Source organism: Kribbella turkmenica (genome assembly GCF_004348725.1).
Taxonomy (GTDB): domain Bacteria; phylum Actinomycetota; class Actinomycetes; order Propionibacteriales; family Kribbellaceae; genus Kribbella; species Kribbella turkmenica.
On record NZ_SMKR01000006.1, the window covers coordinates 16,590 to 33,415 of the forward strand.

Annotated in this window: 13 protein-coding genes; 3 read left to right on the forward strand and 10 right to left on the reverse strand. The window is 63.9% G+C overall.

Going from position 1 to position 16,826, the window contains the following annotated elements; translation table 11 throughout:
* The first annotated feature begins 171 nt into the window (after positions 1 to 171).
* On the forward strand, positions 172 to 1,314 hold the full coding sequence (locus E1218_RS02430; RefSeq protein WP_202865732.1) for a site-specific integrase: 1,143 nt from the start codon (positions 172 to 174) through the stop codon (positions 1,312 to 1,314).
* A 594-nt stretch (positions 1,315 to 1,908) separates the two neighbouring features.
* Here the strand turns inward: E1218_RS02430 and E1218_RS38045 are convergent.
* The 6 genes from E1218_RS38045 to E1218_RS02460 form a co-directional block, all read right to left on the reverse strand.
* Positions 1,909 to 2,403, reverse strand: a complete 495-nt coding sequence (locus E1218_RS38045) for an alpha-hydroxy-acid oxidizing protein (RefSeq protein ID WP_407657560.1) — start codon at positions 2,401 to 2,403, stop codon at positions 1,909 to 1,911.
* Between the two features lie 457 nt (positions 2,404 to 2,860).
* On the reverse strand, positions 2,861 to 3,556 hold the full coding sequence (locus E1218_RS02440; protein ID WP_165949091.1) for a haloacid dehalogenase type II: 696 nt from the start codon (positions 3,554 to 3,556) through the stop codon (positions 2,861 to 2,863).
* Between the two features lie 58 nt (positions 3,557 to 3,614).
* Positions 3,615 to 4,373 (reverse strand): SDR family NAD(P)-dependent oxidoreductase, encoded by a 759-nt coding sequence (locus E1218_RS02445; RefSeq protein WP_132315737.1) that lies wholly within the window; start codon positions 4,371 to 4,373, stop codon positions 3,615 to 3,617.
* Between the two features lies 1 nt (position 4,374).
* Positions 4,375 to 4,782: a GlcG/HbpS family heme-binding protein gene (locus E1218_RS02450; RefSeq protein WP_132315739.1), complete on the reverse strand. Its 408-nt coding sequence runs from the start codon at positions 4,780 to 4,782 to the stop codon at positions 4,375 to 4,377.
* Positions 4,783 to 4,811: 29 nt separating this feature from the next.
* Positions 4,812 to 6,464 (reverse strand): GMC family oxidoreductase, encoded by a 1,653-nt coding sequence (locus tag E1218_RS02455; RefSeq protein ID WP_132315741.1) that lies wholly within the window; start codon positions 6,462 to 6,464, stop codon positions 4,812 to 4,814.
* Positions 6,465 to 6,525: 61 nt separating this feature from the next.
* Entirely contained in the window at positions 6,526 to 7,194 is a 669-nt protein-coding gene (locus E1218_RS02460; protein ID WP_132315743.1) for a gluconate 2-dehydrogenase subunit 3 family protein, read from the reverse strand.
* Between E1218_RS02460 and E1218_RS02465 the strand changes: the two genes are divergently transcribed.
* Positions 7,176 to 8,930 carry a sigma-54-dependent Fis family transcriptional regulator gene (locus E1218_RS02465; protein ID WP_165949092.1) on the forward strand — a complete coding sequence of 585 codons (1,755 nt, stop codon included), beginning with the start codon at positions 7,176 to 7,178 and terminating at the stop codon, positions 8,928 to 8,930. The two genes, E1218_RS02460 and E1218_RS02465, sit on opposite strands and share 19 nt — an antisense overlap.
* A gap of 279 nt (positions 8,931 to 9,209) precedes the next feature.
* Here E1218_RS02465 and E1218_RS02470 read toward each other — a convergent pair whose 3' ends face one another.
* The 4 genes from E1218_RS02470 to E1218_RS02485 form a co-directional block, all read right to left on the reverse strand.
* Complete coding sequence (locus E1218_RS02470) at positions 9,210 to 11,471, reverse strand: DUF6351 family protein (protein WP_132315747.1); 2,262 nt, start codon at positions 11,469 to 11,471, stop codon at positions 9,210 to 9,212.
* Between the two features lie 106 nt (positions 11,472 to 11,577).
* On the reverse strand, positions 11,578 to 12,915 hold the full coding sequence (locus E1218_RS02475) for an MFS transporter (protein ID WP_132315749.1): 1,338 nt from the start codon (positions 12,913 to 12,915) through the stop codon (positions 11,578 to 11,580).
* A 19-nt stretch (positions 12,916 to 12,934) separates the two neighbouring features.
* Entirely contained in the window at positions 12,935 to 14,155 is a 1,221-nt protein-coding gene (locus E1218_RS02480) for a metal-dependent hydrolase family protein (protein ID WP_132315751.1), read from the reverse strand.
* A gap of 27 nt (positions 14,156 to 14,182) precedes the next feature.
* Positions 14,183 to 15,337, reverse strand: a complete 1,155-nt coding sequence (locus tag E1218_RS02485) for an NAD(P)/FAD-dependent oxidoreductase (RefSeq protein ID WP_132315753.1) — start codon at positions 15,335 to 15,337, stop codon at positions 14,183 to 14,185.
* 122 nt (positions 15,338 to 15,459) lie between these two features.
* Between E1218_RS02485 and E1218_RS02490 the strand changes: the two genes are divergently transcribed.
* On the forward strand, positions 15,460 to 16,716 hold the full coding sequence (locus tag E1218_RS02490; RefSeq protein ID WP_132315755.1) for a PucR family transcriptional regulator: 1,257 nt from the start codon (positions 15,460 to 15,462) through the stop codon (positions 16,714 to 16,716).
* Positions 16,717 to 16,826: the final 110 nt, after the last annotated feature.

Below are 16,826 nucleotides of genomic sequence, written 5' to 3' on the forward strand. Positions count from 1 at the left end.
GCCAAGGCGAACGGTCGTAACTAGCGCGACCGCGGCGGTGTGGATGTGCTGCCGAGCGGCGCCATCCGAGTGCGCGTGTACGCCGGCATAGACCCGGTGTCGAAGCGCCGTCGCGACCTGACGGGGTCATCCCACCCGGCCCGGACGCCGCGATCTCGCCGAGGAACACGAGTGCGGCTGCTGAACCAGGTGTACGAGCGCCGCAACCCACGCACCAAAGCAACTGTGAACCAGCTGCTCGACAATCACCTGTCCGAAGCCGATCTCGAGTTCAGCACTCTCGACGGCTACAACGGCTACGCCGACAAGCAGATCCGTCCTCTCCTTGGCGGCCTGAAGGTCGGCGCCCTCGATGTCGGCGTAATGGACTACCGGTACGCCGAGCTCCGCCGTTGCCGCGACCACTGCAAGAACACCAAAGGTGAGGTCGACCCAGAACCACCCGCGAGCACGCATGCGATGAGCGATGCAGACCACACACCTGCAAGCCGCTCGCAGCTTCAACGATCCGTCAGATTCACTGCATCCTCTACGGCGCTCTGCGACGCGCGGTGCGCCCGAAGTGGGTCACAACCAATCGATCGCCGACGCAGAGCCGCCCGCGGCTCCGAAGGGCAACCCCGCGCCCATCTACGCCGGAGCAGGCTGCCCGCATCATCAACGAGGCCTTCAAAGACCCAGACTGGGAACCCTCATCTGGCTGACCATGATCACGGGCCAACGCCGCGACGAACTCTGCGCAATCCGCTGGCATCACGTCGACTGGACAACGCCGTCCTTCATCTCGAGAAAGCCATCGGCCAGCGCAGTGGAAGGAAATGGGCGAAGGACACCAAGGCCCACCAGGACCGCCGCATCACCCTCGACCCCGATACCACCGAGCTCCTCCGCGAGCACAAGGCCCGCTCGACCGCCCGCGCCGAGCAGCTCCAAATCGAGCTCGCAGACGACTCATTCGCCTTCTCACTCGCCCCGGACCGATCCACCCACCTGATCCCTGACTCCGTCACCCAGCGCTACAGCAAGCTGGCCAGTCGCCTCAGGATCAAGACCACGCTTCACAAGCTTTGCCACTGCTCCGCCACCGAGCTGATCGCCGCAGGCGTTGACATCCGAACCGTCGCCGGCCGCCTAGGCCACGGCGGCGGCGGAACTACCCCATGCGCGCCTACACCGTCCGGGTCTCCGAATCCGACCAGCGCGCCGCTGGCACGCTCGCCTCCCGCATTCCCAGTCGGCCAAGGGTCGCAGACGCGGCAACCATCGCCATCACCGATCCTGGCCCCACGAGTCCCTACGAGAAGCTCGCCGTAGGCCTCCGAGCCCGGATCATCCAAGGCGAGCTCCGCCCAGGCCGACCTATCCCGTCCTCAGGGAACTCGCCGCCCACGGCACCTCAGTCTCAACGGCCCAACGCGCAGGAGAACTCCTCGCCGAGTGGGGCCTCGTCGAACTCATCTCCGGCTGTCGCACCCTCGTCAAGAACGTCATGCGGCCACAGAACCGATTGTCGCAACGCCAGCCATCGGCAGCAGCGAGAAAGCTCATGTGCCCGAGGGACGGCGTCGAACACTGACCTCGAGGTCCGCCGCCTTCGCGAGTTGATCGCGAGGTTCCGCGCCGAAGCCCACCCCGATAACACGACCGATCTCCGCCGTCCGATCGCCCGCGTCGGGCCGTCTGCGTCACCCTCGCGCCCTCTGGCTTTGCTGGCCAGTCCCAGGCTTCGGCCACCGTGCCTCGGCGGCTCGACGCAAGAGGTGGAGAAACGCCGCGAGGCCGAGGACATAGAACACCGAGGTAAGAAGTCCAGCGACAGCGAACGCGAGGTGCTTCTCAGGAATCCAGCGGGCCGCTGACGCTGCCCCTGGAACGACGGCCAGCGCCACGAGGTTGAGTGTGCCGTGCTCACTTGGCGTGAGGGCATAATCGGATGGCTGCTGCGCTCGTGCGGTGAGGCCGACGAGCAGGTATCCAGCGAGGGCGCCAACCACAAATAGCCATACTGCTAGTGGAGACGGCTTTGGCCAGTGGCTCGTAATCGTCGCCAGCACTCCGCCGACCGATAGCGTGAAGCCCTGTGGAACGCCCAACTGGCGGGCGACTCCCTTGATGTCGCCGAGCATCTGGACTCCTATCCGTGCCGTGCCTGAACCACGGCGCTCTCATCGAGTTCGAACACTGAGGGCTACCCCGGGAGCGCGAGGAGGCTGCCGGTGTCGGCGACAAGATTCGCAGGCACTCGCGTCCGTCGACCATCAGTCCGTAGACGTGCAGCCGCCCAACGAACACGGCATCTGCGCCGACGGCAATGGTCTTGTTGACGTCGGAGCATCGTTTGATGCCACCGTTCAAATGGACAGGGACGTCCGCTCCGACGAAGCCTTGCAATGACGGGAGCACGCAGAGCGGGCACAGACGCTGACGCCCTCGTCCTAACCTAGGCGGTCGGGGACTTCGATCGGGGCCGGGTCAGCGTTGGCGAACCAGGTGTTGCCGCCTGATATGGCCGTGTATCGACCGGCCAATTCGATGCTGTACACGACCGGGCGGTTCGGAGTAGTCCGCGTCACAGAACCGGAGTGCGCGCCCGAGTCGCGGACTCTCCGATTCGCATGGAGAGTGGCTCCACCAGTACAACCGCCACTTCCCCACTCAGCCCTCGGCGGCCACTTACCATCCGCTTAACCAATCTGCCTGGACATGGCACCTGAGCCTCGATCGACGGTGGCGGCTTCGACCCCCGGCCACCACGGCTGAGGAATCCCACGTGAACTGGCGGCGCAGGAGTGGTGGTGCACCGCCCGGTGTCCGGGTCCCTATTTCACCCAAGAGTTTGGCCATCTCGAGAATCTCTGAATCAGAGAGACTCCTTATCGATAACGTCGCGCAGTTCGGTGAGCGAACTGACAGTCGTCAACGGGTGCTCGTCGAGGCCGTCGAATGGGCCGCCGGATCGATTGACCCATGCGGTGGCAAGGCCCGCCGCATGGGCACCGTCGATGTCGAAAGCGTTGCACGAGACCAGTCGAACAGATGCGACATCGGCGTCCAGTGTTTCGACGAGATGGTGGTAGACGATCGCCGCCGGTTTGAAAGCGCGCACTGGGTCGATGCTGACCCAACTGTCCAAGTCCTTGCCCAACCCGCTGTTGGCCAAGCAGTTGCCGATCATGTCCGGGCTGCCGTTGGAGAAAACGACCAGCCTGTGCCCCGCTGCTCTGAGGTCCCGCAGTGCTGGGGCGGCATCCTCGAACGGCTGCAGGTGATCGTACAGCGCGGTCAGGTCGGCGTGTTGCTCGGGAGACAGGCTGACGTCGCAGGCTGCGGCAGCGAACCGTAAGGCCTGTTCAGTCGCCCACCGGAAGTCACGGTACCGATCCATCACTGTGGCCCGGAACGAGTACTCGACCTGCTTCTGCCGCCACAGGCCGGCGATCGCCCGGCCGTCGCCACCCGGGAGCATCCGATCGAGTTCCGCTGCGATCGCGATCGGATCGACGAGTGTGCCGTACAAGTCGAAGGCCAGCACCGACGGTCTGGTCGACGAGGTCACACCGCACCTCCTGCAAATGATTGCTGCCCGCAGCGACGGCCGAGTCCATGCTGCAGGCTCATGAGGTGATCCCGCCGTCGACGATGAGGGCCTGCCCCGTCATGTACGACGCGGCATCCGAGGCCAGGAAGGCTAGTGCCTCGGCCATCTCCGACGGCCGCCCCTGCCGTGCGAGCGGAACCTCGGCCGCCACCATTGCCTGGTGAGCCGCTTCGCCGCCCATGAAGGTGACGACCGGATCGTTGAAGGGAGTGTCGACCCACCCAGGGCACAGGCACAGCACCCGGATGTTGTCGGCGGCAACCTCGACGGCCAGCGTCCGGGTGAACGACACGATGGCGCCTTTGGAGGCCGAGTAGGCGGTCAGGCCACTGATGCCCTTCAGTGCCGCAATGGAGGCGACCGACACGAACTGTCCGCCGCCCGCCGCCCGCAGATGCGGTACCGCGTATTTCGCCGTCAGGAACACCGATCGCACGTTCACCGCGAACTGCTGGTCCCAGGAATCCGGATCGGTCTCCGCGACCGGGGCCGAGCGCTGGATTCCAGCCACGTTGATCACCGTGTCGAGTCCGCCCATCGCGTGCGCCGCGGTATTGATCAAATTCTCGACCGACTTCGCGTCGGACACGTCGGCCCACAGGGCCGATGCCTTGCCACCTGCCGATCCGATCTGCTCCGCCGCGGCGCTGATGCCGTCGCCGTTGACATCGGCCAGCACGACCTGCGCGCCTTCGCTAGCCAGCAGCTTCGCGGTTCCCTCCCCGATTCCCGAGGCAGCACCGGTGACGATCGCCCGACGTCCCGTGTACCGCACGTCAGCCTACCCACGTCGCGGCCGCTGCCTTGGCGACGGCGTCGTCCTGGTCGGGTGATCCACCTGCAGCGCCGACGGCTCCGACGAGGGTGTCGCCGTCGAGCAGCGGTACTCCGCCGCCGAACGGGATGAACGGGCGACCATCGGCGCCGCTGAGACCATAGAAGGGTCCGCCCGGCTGGACCAGTGCGGACAGGTCCGCGGTCGGCATCTTAAGTGATCCCGCCGTATATGCCTTGGCCTGCGACACCTCCAGGCTCGCCAGTATCGCGCCGTCGCTGCGCCCGAAGGCCAACAGGTTCCGTCCGGAATCGACCACGGCCACACTCGATGGAGAGCCCATCTCAGCCGCTGCCTGGATGCCTGCGGCAACGATGGCTGCCGCCTGTGCGTAGTCCAATTGAGTCATCTGCGCTCCTCGACTGCTAATTCGTCCGGTCACAGCGCCGGCGAGAGTTCCTTGGTCTGGGTCTTGGTCTGGGACAGGATCTGCCGGTGGTTGCGTTTGATGTATTCCGCGCACCGCACGGCCAGAGCGCCGATCGTGCTAGTCGGGTTGACCGCGGCACCGGTGGTCAGCGAACTGCCGTCCACGATGAACAGGTTCGGGACCTCCCACGACTGGTTGTATGCGTTCACGACCGAGTCGTCTGGCGTGTTACCCATCCGGCAGGTCCCCATCAGATGCCACGCAGGAGGCGGATGCATCGGTCCCGTGATGTTTGTTTCGGTGGCGCCCGCGGCCTCGGCGGCCTCCTTCAGCCGCTCGGTGCCAAAGGTGGCCAGAGAGATGTCGTTCTCGCCCAGGCTGTACTCGATGTGGGCGGCGGGCAAACCGCTGGAGTCGATCGCGCTCGGGTCCAGCGTGACCCGGTTCTCCGGTCGGGGAATGTCGTCGCCCTGCATGAACGAGACCACATGGTGGCCGAAGTGCTTGTTGAACGAAGGGCGGTGAGCCGCACCCCAGGGATCCGGAGCGGCGGTGTGGGTACCCATCGCACTATAGGCCGCGCCGAAGCTGCCCAGCGTCAGGAAGGTCATACCGTTGACGAAGTCATGGGAGGCATCGGTGTCGTAGAACTGCTGCGAATGCACCGAGCAGCCGACCGCACCCTTGTAGCCCTCGATCGGATCCTCGAACCACATGTCGGCGAACGACCAGGTGTGATGCATCAAGTGTGTTCCGACCATTCCGTTGGAATTGCACAGCCCGTCGGGATGCCCCTTCTGGGCAGACATCAGCAGCAGGCGCGGAGAACCCACGCCGTTCGCAGCCAGCACGACCAGGTCCGCCTTGATTTCGTGCCGGGCACCGGTGAGCCGGTCGATGTAGATCGCACCAGTCGCCCTGCCGTTGCGGGTGGTGATCGACTCGACGCGGGCGAAGGTCCGCAGGTCGACGCCGTTCCGCAACGCCTTCGGCCAGTATGCGACATCGGCAGAACCGAGCGAGCCCCGTGGGCAGCCACTCAGGCAGTTGCCACAGGAGTTGCAGCTGAACCGGCCGTCCTGGCCGCGGGTCAGGATCGCGTTCTCCGTCGGCCACCATTGCCAGCCGAGCCGCTGCCAGGCCTCCGCCATCCGGCGACCGCCCTTGCCGGGTTTGATCGGCGGTCCACCCGGGGCCGGCCGGGGCGGATACATCGGATCGCCGGCCAGCCCGGAGATCCCGACCTCCGCGTCGTTGATGTCGTAGTACGGCGCCAGGTCCTCATAACTGATCGGCCAGTCGATCGTGCCACCGACACCGTGCTCGGTACCCTTCCGGAAGTCGACCGGCTTGTACCGGAACCAGTGCCCCGCGTAATGGACGGTGCTGCCACCGACGACGTTCATCAGACGCGGGCTGGTCAGGCCGGTGATCGGATAGTCCTCGGGGTTCTGCCGCAGGTTCGGATCGAACGCCCACGACCGGTACTTCTCGATTTCCCACTCGTCGTGGAAATGAGGAAACTGGGTAGGATGGACCCAGTCGCCTTGTTCCAGGCAGGTGACGCGGATTCCGGCGTCGCTGAGTCGCTTGCTCACCGCCGCGCCACCCATCCCGGAACCGATCACCAGAACGTCGGTGGTGTTGTCGAATGTGGTCATCAGTGCGATTCCTCCGTGCGTAGTCGTGGCGTGACAGCGAACTGGCTGGGTGCGATGGCTGTCACGGGCGTGCCTTCACCGTGGTCCGGACAACGTCAGTTGTGCGGATGTACGAGCCGACACCGGGCGGAATCAGGTCGTCCCAGTCGGCCGTGGTCTGGTCGTAGCCCCGTGGCAGCGGAGCCCCGTGATAGTCACGCCCTGCCGGCAGAGACCGCAGGGCGACCAGTACAGCTGGCCGTGAGTAATAGCCGCCGTACGTCAACGCCCGCAACTGCCCGAAGAAGTCGGGCTCGTCGCGCTCCAAGTTCGCCAACTGGTTGACCCGGCCGGCGGAGTTCGCCGCCAGGAAGTCATCAGCCAAGGCGTCCACCGCGGCCTTGAACTCTGTCTCGCGAGCGTAGGGGAAGCGGTTAACGACAATGTCCGCAGGAGTGACGTAGCGGGTGAAGAACTCCTCGACGACCCCCACCGAACTGGGCGCCGGGAATCCGTCGCCCGCGGGAATCAGTTCGTCCGCGATCGCCCCAAGCGCCGCGATCTGCCGATCCGTGAACACCACTGGAACCGGATTTCCGCCCAGTTGAGAACTGTCGGCGCGGAACCGGTCCCGCGGATCTTCCAACGGAATGACGACACTAGCCATGAGGACCTCCTGCACAGGATGACAACCAAGTTTCGGCAAGTTTGCCGTCAAATGACCCGCGGTAAGTGTTCCGATCAGGAACACTCGCCGAGACTGCGAAGCGTCACCGACCAGCGGTCCCAGTTGCAGCTGTTGACGCCGGCACGGGTCATCGACACCCTCTAGCTATGGCTTCTGACGTCGTAGCCGATCTTCGGCACCTGCGCCCGGAAATCGCTCTGTCCTGGCAACGGTCTCTGCTATGCGGCTTGACACCTGACGAGCCGAGGGAGCCCGCGACCATCCCGGAGATCGACCGCAGCAGCCGACTGCTCGACGCTGCGCGACCAATACTCGAGCAACTGGCCGACGACCTGTCGGGCACCGACTTCTGCCTGCTGCTCGCTAACCGCAACGCGTGCATCGTCGATCGCTACTCCAGCGGGCCGGGCATCGCCCGGCAACTCGACGGAATCGGTGCCGTCGTCGGCAGACCGTTCACCGAGGAGCTGACCGGCACCAACTCGATCGGCACCGCCCTCGAACTGCGGCACGGGGTTGCCGTCAACGGCAAAGAACACTTCATCGCCGCGATGAAACGGTTCAGCTGCTACGGCCAGCCCATCCTGCATCCGATCACCCGACGGGTCGAGGCGATCCTCGAGATCACCAGCCCCGTTCAAATCGCGCCCCGGCTCTGGATCCCGATAATCAATCGCGCGGCGAAGGACATCGAGCACCGCCTTCGAGCTGGGGCACGGCTGGCTGAGCAACGGATGCTCGCCGCGTACGAGGAGGCTTGTGGACGGGGCCGCCGGCCCGTGGTCGTCCTCGGCGACAACCTAGTGCTGGCCAACCCAGCGGCGGTCGACCTGCTGCACATCGCCGACCACGCGCTGTTGCGAGAGATGGCCGCTCAGCCGGGCGCGGCACCCCGCTGGGAGCAGAACATCCTGCTCGAGTCCGGTCTCAGGTCCGCCGTCACGTTCGAACGGATCCCGGACAGCAACGGCGCCGGCCTCTTTGACATCACTGTGCTGGATCGTCCACGCCTCCCGGTACCGCGGCTTGCCGGCGTCAGCGGACCCAGCGAGGCCCTGTCCGACCAGTTGGCGAACTGGAGGGTCCGACGCGCGCCCCTCGTGATCGCCGGCGAAGCCGGCACCGGTCGTACGACCGTTGCCCGCCAGTTGGCCGGCTCGTTGCCGATGGCTACCGTCGACCCGATCACCCTGGCCAAGGAGACAGCCGCCGGCGAGCCGACATGGCCATCGCCGGGGACTTTGCTCGTCGTCGACGGAGTCGGAACACTTCCCGACGACGTCGCCAGCCGGCTCCGTCGGCTGCTACGTGATACCCAGACCTGGTTCGCGCTCATCAGCTCGCCACTGGTGTCTATGACCGGTCCCAACGCCGAGCTCGTGTCCCTCTGCTTGAACCGCGTACAACTGCAGCCGTTGCGCTATCAGCAGGAAGACTTCACACAGATCGTGAACGAGATACTCAGGCGCCTCGCGCCGGGCCGTACGGCAGGGCTCGACGGCCGCACCTGGAACGCACTGCGAGGACAGCCCTGGCCTGGCAACTATCGAGAGCTAACTGATGTCCTGCACTTTGCGCTGAACCATAACCCAGCCGGCCCGCTTCGGCCTGAGGATCTTCCCCCAGCCTACCGGCGGGTCCACTCGAAGCACCAGCTGACACATCTGGAACAGGTCGAACGGGACACGATCCTGCGGATGCTCGAGGATCTCCAAGGCAACAAGGCGAGAACCGCGCACGCGCTTGGAATCGGCCGGACGACGCTGTACCGCCGACTCCGCGAACTCGGCATCGACTGAAGTGCCGCGCTCGTCACGCACCTTCCGTGCCTGGCAAAAATGGAAAGGGGCTGTGCAGTGCGGTTGCGGCCGGAGGCCACGCACGTCACGAGGGACGCGCAAAACCTCGTCGTTCCGCCCCTCCGATGCGAGCCTGCCGTGCTGATCGACGGCCCAGACATGAAGCTTGGGTCATCCCATCGAAGTCACGTCAGGCGCGGCCTGCGTGATCCTAAAGTGTTCCTCCGGTCGACGCTCCGATTGCGACGTCGACCGGAGGAACGCACGCTAGGCAAGCGGCTAGCGCTTCACCGGCACCGAGTGCGGCGGCGGCCCAAGCCGTTCACCTCCCACGACCTGGGAATACGTCAGCCATGATCCTTGCGGCTTCTGCTGCTGCACGCCGGGATTGTCCCAGTCGCACACCCCGGTCGGGAAAGCGGCACGAAGCGTCTCCTTCTGACTGGCGGTGAACGTCACGCCACCGTAGTCGCGCCAGTTGAGTGCCTTGAGCTGACACTTGAAGATGTCGTTTGTCAGCGGCCTGCCAGCGACGAGACGGGGATCCGCGTAGTCTGGAAGGTCACATGCTTCCGTCTGCTTCCCGGCAACCCAGCAACTGTCCCTGGCTTGAACTGGTTTGTTCCGTACAACCTTGACATTCATTGAAGCGTGGCTGGTATCGACTTCAATCGCGCTGAGCCACTCGTCCATGGTGGATAAAGCCGCGGCCCATACCTCGACTTGGATGCCTTCGCGCCGGGCCTCGGACACAGCGAGTTTCCATATTGCATGATTGTCCGCGCGGCGATTCGCAGCGATGATCCGAGCACGTGTTACCTGCGAATATATCGAGACATGGAGGCCGTCATTGAGAGCAAGTGGCATGTCGATAATCGGAAGATCTGTGAGATGGGAGCCATGGACGACCCGTCCGGACCTGTACGCATTCCTCAAGCCGGCGAGGTCAGCTTGCATTCGCTGCGTTGTCCGTCTGTAATCGATGTCACGCCCGCCAACCTTGGCGTTGAGATCAACGAACTGCTGTGGCGTAATCTTGCCATCGATCAGGGCATGCAGGCCGTACTGAAGTCCGACGCTGTCGAATGGACGGTTGGCGAAGCCGTCTGAGGCTCGATATCCGAACACTCGCGCCTGGAAGTCCTGTACGGTACACCGCACACCAGCGGGATTGGTCAGCGGGTCGTAGGCCCAGTCCGGTTCACCTGGGCTTCCAGTGCAGGCTTCGGTCGGGTCCCACCATCGAATAGGGCTGGCACCTTGTGTTTGGCTCGGTCCGTCAGCCTCATCGGTCATTCCCAATTGGGCCATAGTTTCGCAAGCTGGACCGCCCATACCGTGTACTGCGCGCTTCTGGTCCGCATCTTGCCACAGATGAGGTGACGTTCTTGCGAAATACTCAGCCAGGATATGGCAGTCGACAAAATAGCCGTCGATCGTCCACATATCGGGAAAGCTCGCGAACGGAATGATGCCATCAAACAGTCCTGGGTAGTTTGCTGCAATCAGGTATGACAGCATCGAGCCACCCGAGCCGCCTAGGCCAACAGTAAAGCGCACAGGCCCGTACGTCTCGGCCATATGCTCCTTGACCATCATCACAGTCTCGGCTCCAACAACATCATTGCAGTTGTTCCCGAGGGTCGTCAGCGTCGACGCGCCAACTGCGAAGCCTTTGCCTAACGTCAAATCGCGCGCCTGCCCGTTGGGAACGTTCAGCACGTCCATGATTCCCAGTCCGCGTTGTTCATGATCAGGTCCGCAGCCACCGCCCATCGGCCAGTACAACTTGCCGTTCCAGGCCTGCTGCGCGGACACTGAGCTCGAGGATTCTCTAGGATCGAAGAGGACGGCGATGTCGTAGATGCCCCGATTGATAACGCCTCGCTCGCGGCGTACGACATACGGCACTGTCAGGCCCTTGTCCGTCGTGGTCTTGGCGACATCCGGAGCCGGGTTGGCGGGGTCATAGGGTTGAAGTGCAGTCTTAGTTGGATCAGTTGACTTGTAGAAGAACTCGAAGCGTGTGGGTGCGTCGCAGCCCGGGCCAGTCGCAGCACCCAGTCCAAAGTGCTCGGTGCCGCAGATCCACGGCTGCACCTGCGGCCCGGAGAAGATCGGGCCCTGGGCGGAGTGATTCGTGATCGTGAGTTTTGCGCCTCGCTGGCTATTACCTCGCGCGCCCCTGGCGATGAGTTCGTTCTTGCCGTCGCGAAGTCCTGTTACGAGGCCTACGTATCGGTTGCCTGGCTGCCGAGCGAACGCGTCGGTGACGTCTTCTCCGTTGAGCGACATCCTCACGCGTCCAGAGTCGCTGTGGCTCTGCACATTGACCTCGACCAGAGCGTTTCCGCCGGACACCAGGTCTGCCCGATTCGAGAGCACGGTGATTACGGGCGTGACGCCGCCGGCCGCGCTGGTCTGCGTAATGACCACTGGCGCGGCCACCGTCAGCAGGGCTACGGCGGCGATTCGCCGACGAGTGCGCCGATGGTGGCCGGTGGGTGGTCCTGAGCTTGACGTGCCCATGTTTTTAGACACGGGAGCCTCCCTTTCAAGGTTTCAGCAGTGCTGACTGGTGCTCGCCGACCAGTGCGCGCTATTGCGCGCTGCTGGCGCGTTTGACTATTACCGCTAAAGTCGAAACTCAGGCGGGATCGCTCTCCGGCGCGGCAAGGCGTCCACTCGAGGTGCGTTCCGCGGCTGGCTGTTCCCGGGTCTCGGGCAATGCGACCAGGATGGCCACGAGGGCGATGGCGGCGATCGCGGTGATATAGACCGCAGGTGCGATATGTGCACCACTCCACTCAACGAGCGCGGCGCCGACCAGTGGGGCTGTGCCGCCGAAGACCATGTAGGCGGCGTTGTAGCCGACTGCCGAGCCGGCGTAGCGCACGGCGGCCGGGAACAGTTCCATGATGGCGGGCATCATGACCCCGGCGAGCATGGCGTAGGGGCCCACGAGCAGCAACTGTCCGGCCAGCGCCCCGGTCAGGCCGCCGCCGACGTCGACGACGAGGAAAGCGGGAATCGTCAGGATGACGCCTAACGTGGCGGCCACCGTGATGACGGGCTTGCGGCCGACGCTGTCGCTGATTCTGCCAGCCGCCGCACCGAGCATGGCACCGACCAGCAGCGCGACGCCCGCAGCGATTAGAGCGGTCCGCCGCGGCAGTCCTACGGTTTCGGTCAAGTAGATAGGCAGATAGCCGAGGATGCTGTGCGCCGCCAGGCCGGTGTAGGCGAAGACACAGAAGATGAGGAGAAGCTGCCCCGGGTAGTGACGGAAGGCGGCCCGAAGCGGACTTTGCTTAACTTCTCGGCGGGCCTTGAGGTCGCGGAACACGGGGGTCTCGTCGAGCCGAAGTCTGAGATACAGGCCAACCAGTGCTACGAGTCCGCCGATGAGGAACGGCACTCTCCACGCCCATGCGGCATACTCGTCGGGGAATGCTGTCGCGAGCGCGAGGATGGTGAGTGCGGCGGCTCCCGCGCCGACGAGCGAGAACATGCTCACGCCTGATACCCAGAGTCCGCGCCGGTTGGCTGAGACATGTTCAGCGACGAAGGTTGCCACGCCGGTAAACTCTCCACCGGCTGAGAATCCTTGCGCAAGCCGTGCGATGATAAGCAGCGTGGGTGCCAGGATGCCGATTTGGTTGTACGAAGGCAGCAAGCCGATAGCTGCTGTGGCACTTGCCATGACGAGAATGACGATTGCCAATGTGTTTCGGCGTCCGATGCGGTCGCCGATACTGCCGAAGAATGCGCCACCTAGCGGCCGGAAGAAGAACGCCACGCCGTAAACGGCAAGCGTTGCCATCAGCGCAGTTGTGCGGTTGCCGGCCGGGAAGAAGTGTGTCGCCAGAACCGTTGCGGAAAAGCCGTAGATGACGAAGTCGAACCATTCAACAAAGTTCCCGACGCCACTCGCCGCGACAACGCGCCGGCTCTGGTTCGCCGTGGTTTGCGATTCAGCCGCCATGATAATCGCTCCTCTGTCGTCACGCCTCTAGGATGTTTTTCTCGATTGCGCCAGCCTTCATGACCAGCGCAATCCGGTTTGGGTCGTTGAGGGCCCTCGGGTTGTCGAGCGGATCTTCGTTCACGACGATGAGGTCCGCTAATTTGCCTGTTTGCACCGATCCGGTCTGGTGCTCGATGCGAAGTACTCTGGCGTTGTCGAATGTGGCCGTACGGATCGCCTGCATCGGTCCGACGATGTCGGCGACGAGCGCTACCTCAAGTCCGTAGTCTTTCTGGTTCGGTCCGATGAGGTCAGCGCCGCAGCCGACGAGGACGCCGGCGGCGTGTGCGACCTTGATCGCCCTGCTCATGCCCTCCTTCACGCCAGCGATGCGGTCGATAACCTCGGTAGGGAGGAAGTCCGCGTTGTTCCGATAGGTTTCGGCCACCGTCAGTGTGGGAACGACCGCGGCTCCCGATTCAGCAATGGCGGCTGCGGCTTCATCGTCTAGTGCGGTGACGTGTTCGAAGCACTCAACGCCGGCCTCGAGACCGCGATAAATTCCCTCGTTGTTGTGCGTGTGCACGGTCACGTACGTATGGCGGGCTCGTGCCTCCTGCACCGCCGCCGAGATCTCCTCGACGGTCAACTGACTGTCCTCCAAAGAATCCGTAAGTGAAGTGACTCCGCCGGACACGCAGAGCTTCAGAAACTTTGCGCCACGCTTGAATGCAAGGCGGGCTGCCGCGCGGACCTCATCCGGCCCTGTGACAACGTGACTGAATCTGGCGAGACCGGGAACGCCCTGATGGTGCACACATGGATCCATCACCCACTCGGGTCGAAACTCCGTGTGACCGCCGAGCTGCACGATGAGCGGTCCGCTTGGGATGATTCGTGGCCCACGAGCGATGCCCTGACTGATTGCCATCGGCACGCCACCGTCGAGACCACCCGTGTCCCTGCACGTCGTGATTCCAAGCTCAAGGGCGCGGCGGCAGTGCTCGAAGGTCCATGCCGCAATCACTGCCGCAGGCACCGTGTCCTCTTGCAGTAGTGCTACGCCTCCCAGATGGCTGTGCGCGTTGATGATCCCGGGCATAAGCGTGCGTCCCTGCAGATCGACAACGGCATCATCCCGGTGAGGCATCACATCCAGTCCGGTGATCCTGTTGTCGTCGACGCGTACCGACGCGTCATCCCGTGGATCGCGGCCCGTGCCGTCGATCAGGCGGGCATGCACGAATACCGTCGCCATGAGTGATCCCTCCTCAACCGGTCCGCGTTAGCCAAGGATGCGTGCGGACCCGTACCTGCTGACGAGTGGCTGACCGCCGCATCGAAAGCGATCTGGGTGGAACTGCGCCAGGCTCGGGTCCGGGTTTTCACCCAGCACAAGTCGGGCGACGTGGGCACCCATCGCGAGCGCGAGTTTGAACCCATGACCGCTGCTGCCAGCGTTGACGTAGACCTGGTCTGCGACCTCCCCGATCACTGGCTGCCAGTCGGGGCTGACGTCGTACAGGCTGGCCCATCCTCCGCGCAAGGTTGCGTTGCCGACGCCCGACAGTCGACGCTCGAAGGTCTCGGCAAGCTCCGCGACCTCACCGTCGCCGACTCCGGCAACCGGCTCGTCGGGGTCTGCCGACGGACCAGGCTTGAGAGATCCAAGGAGGAACTGATCGCCGGTCTCGGGCTTCACGTAGTAGCCCCCGAGCATGTCAACGAACACAAATGGGAGCGTTACCTGCGCCGGTAGGCCGCATTGCGCCACGATGTGCCGTTCGACGGTGAGCGGCAACTCAACCCCGATCGAGGACATGATGCCAGCTGTCCACGGCCCGGCCGCAACCAGCAGCCGCTCGACGACATCCTGTCCGGACTCATGTAGCACCTTGACTCGCGCGCCCGGACTGACCGACAAGACACGCGTCCGGGACCACACCGCTGCGCCCGATCTTCTGGCGGCGGCGAGGAGACCTTGAGTGGTGGCCACAGGATCGGCATAGCCAGCATTCGGCTCCCACACCACTGCTGAGCCATCAGAAAGATCAAGACCTGGAGCCAGACGAACTAATTCCTGCCCGGTCAAGATCTCGACACGGGTCCCGCCAGCTGCCAGGGCGCGAACAGTTTCATCAACCACGGAAACATCGTCCAGCGGGTGGACGTACAACGCTCCCGTCCTGCGAAAGTCCGCCTGCTCACCGTCGGTGAGCGCTGCGAACTCTGAGAAGGCGAGCAGACTGTCTCGTGCAACCTCGGCAAGGAACGAGTTGGTGTAATAGGCGCGACAAACGGCGCTGGACAAGCCCGTCGGACCGCCGGCCGGGGCCGCGCGCTCGTACACGACCACGCGGTGGCCGGCCTTCGCCATGTGGAACGCCGCGCTCGCGCCATGTACTCCGGCGCCGACGATCCCAACGTCATAGTGAGCCATGTGGCTACCTCCTTGTCATATGACGCTAGGCCGGACAGCCCAGGCACAGCCACCTACCACAGGAGGAACATTGTGCGTATCCTTCATAAAAATGTCGGCCAAGTCGTGGCGGGATACAGTCGATGAGCGTCCAGCTACAGAGCATCGTGGAGAAACTCGCTGCGCAGCTAAACCGGGCTGTAGCGATCGACGATCCCCACCTACGCCTGCTCGCGCACAGCCCTCACGATGAGCCAGTTGATCAGGTGCGAATCGACTCAGTCATGCACCGCCGAGTCCCGGACGAGGTCACCAGGTATGTCCTGTCCCTCGGGATCGACAAGGCCGCAGGAGCGGTCCGGCTACCCGCGAATCCTGCACTGGGTATGTGGTCACGCGTATGCGTGCCGATCCGAGGCCAGGATCTGCTGCTCGGGTACCTCTTCTTCATCGACAGCGACGACCTGTGCTCTGCCGACGACCTTGCCCTCGCCGAGTCTGCGGCGCACATGGCCGGCTTAGTTCTCTATCAGGAACGGTTGCTCGCAGAGGTCGAGCACGCGAGGGAGCGTGAGCTCGGCCAAGACCTACTTAATGGAGACCTCCAACTTCGCCAGAGTGCGGCAGCTGAACTAATCGAGCGCGGATTCTTCGCCCGTGACACAACCGCCACGGTCATGGTCGTCCAAGCAGAGACTCCATCCAACGGCCATCAGGTCACTTCCGCCACAGACCTCCACCTCGCAATTGCCTCCGCCCTCGAAGACGCAAGGCAGAACATGCCGCACCGCAAAGGCCTCCACATCGCCCGCCCGGGCCACGGCGTTGTCATCGTCGACACCAGCACAGGAGGTATGCGTAGCACCCAAGTCGCCAGCCTTGCCGAGCATCTACGAGCGAGTTTGATACGACGCCTCGCCAGCGCCGGAGGCGGGCCACGCGTCGTCGTCGGCATCGGCGAACCACATGACTCGCTCGTAGAAGCCGAGGGGTCCTACAGTCAAGCCCTCGCCGCCGCACGAGTGTCTTCGATCATCCCGTCACTCGGCGACCTAACTTCATGGGCCGGGCTTGGAATCTACCAAGTGCTGTCCAGGATGCCTGTCGAGGAACTCACAGCGGATGTCCTACATACTGGGGTTAAACGCCTGCTCGCTGAGGCCCGCCACCGACCCTTGCTTGAAACAGTCGAGGTATATCTCGACAACGCTGGAGATTCACTCAGAACTGCGGAGAAATTGTCGATTCATCGCACGAGCCTTTACTACCGCCTAGAGAAGGCGGCGTCGGTGGCGGGTGTCGACCTACGCAATGGTCATGACAGACTCGCGCTGCATCTCAGCCTGAAGGTCGCGCGCCTGTGCGGAGCGCTCGAGCCTCCTCGCACCCAAGCCCGCTAACGTTCGAGCCCGCCCTCTCTACATCTCGCTGGATCGATCAACCGGTCCGAGGTCCCCCGGGATCGAGAATCGAACCGATGGCCTTCTCATTACGAGGAGGAATCCGTTGT

Excerpts from the sequence above, each read along its gene's own strand:
- E1218_RS02450 (WP_132315739.1), bottom strand. The coding sequence starts at position 4,782 with ATGACTCAATTGGACTACGCACAGGCGGCAGCCATCGTTGCCGCAGGC.
- E1218_RS02455 (WP_132315741.1), bottom strand. The coding sequence starts at position 6,464 with ATGACCACATTCGACAACACCACCGACGTTCTGGTGATCGGTTCCGGG.
- E1218_RS02475 (WP_132315749.1), bottom strand. The coding sequence starts at position 12,915 with ATGGCGGCTGAATCGCAAACCACGGCGAACCAGAGCCGGCGCGTTGTC.
- E1218_RS02480 (WP_132315751.1), bottom strand. The coding sequence starts at position 14,155 with ATGGCGACGGTATTCGTGCATGCCCGCCTGATCGACGGCACGGGCCGC.
- E1218_RS02485 (WP_132315753.1), bottom strand. The coding sequence starts at position 15,337 with ATGGCTCACTATGACGTTGGGATCGTCGGCGCCGGAGTACATGGCGCG.
- E1218_RS02490 (WP_132315755.1), top strand. The coding sequence starts at position 15,460 with ATGAGCGTCCAGCTACAGAGCATCGTGGAGAAACTCGCTGCGCAGCTA.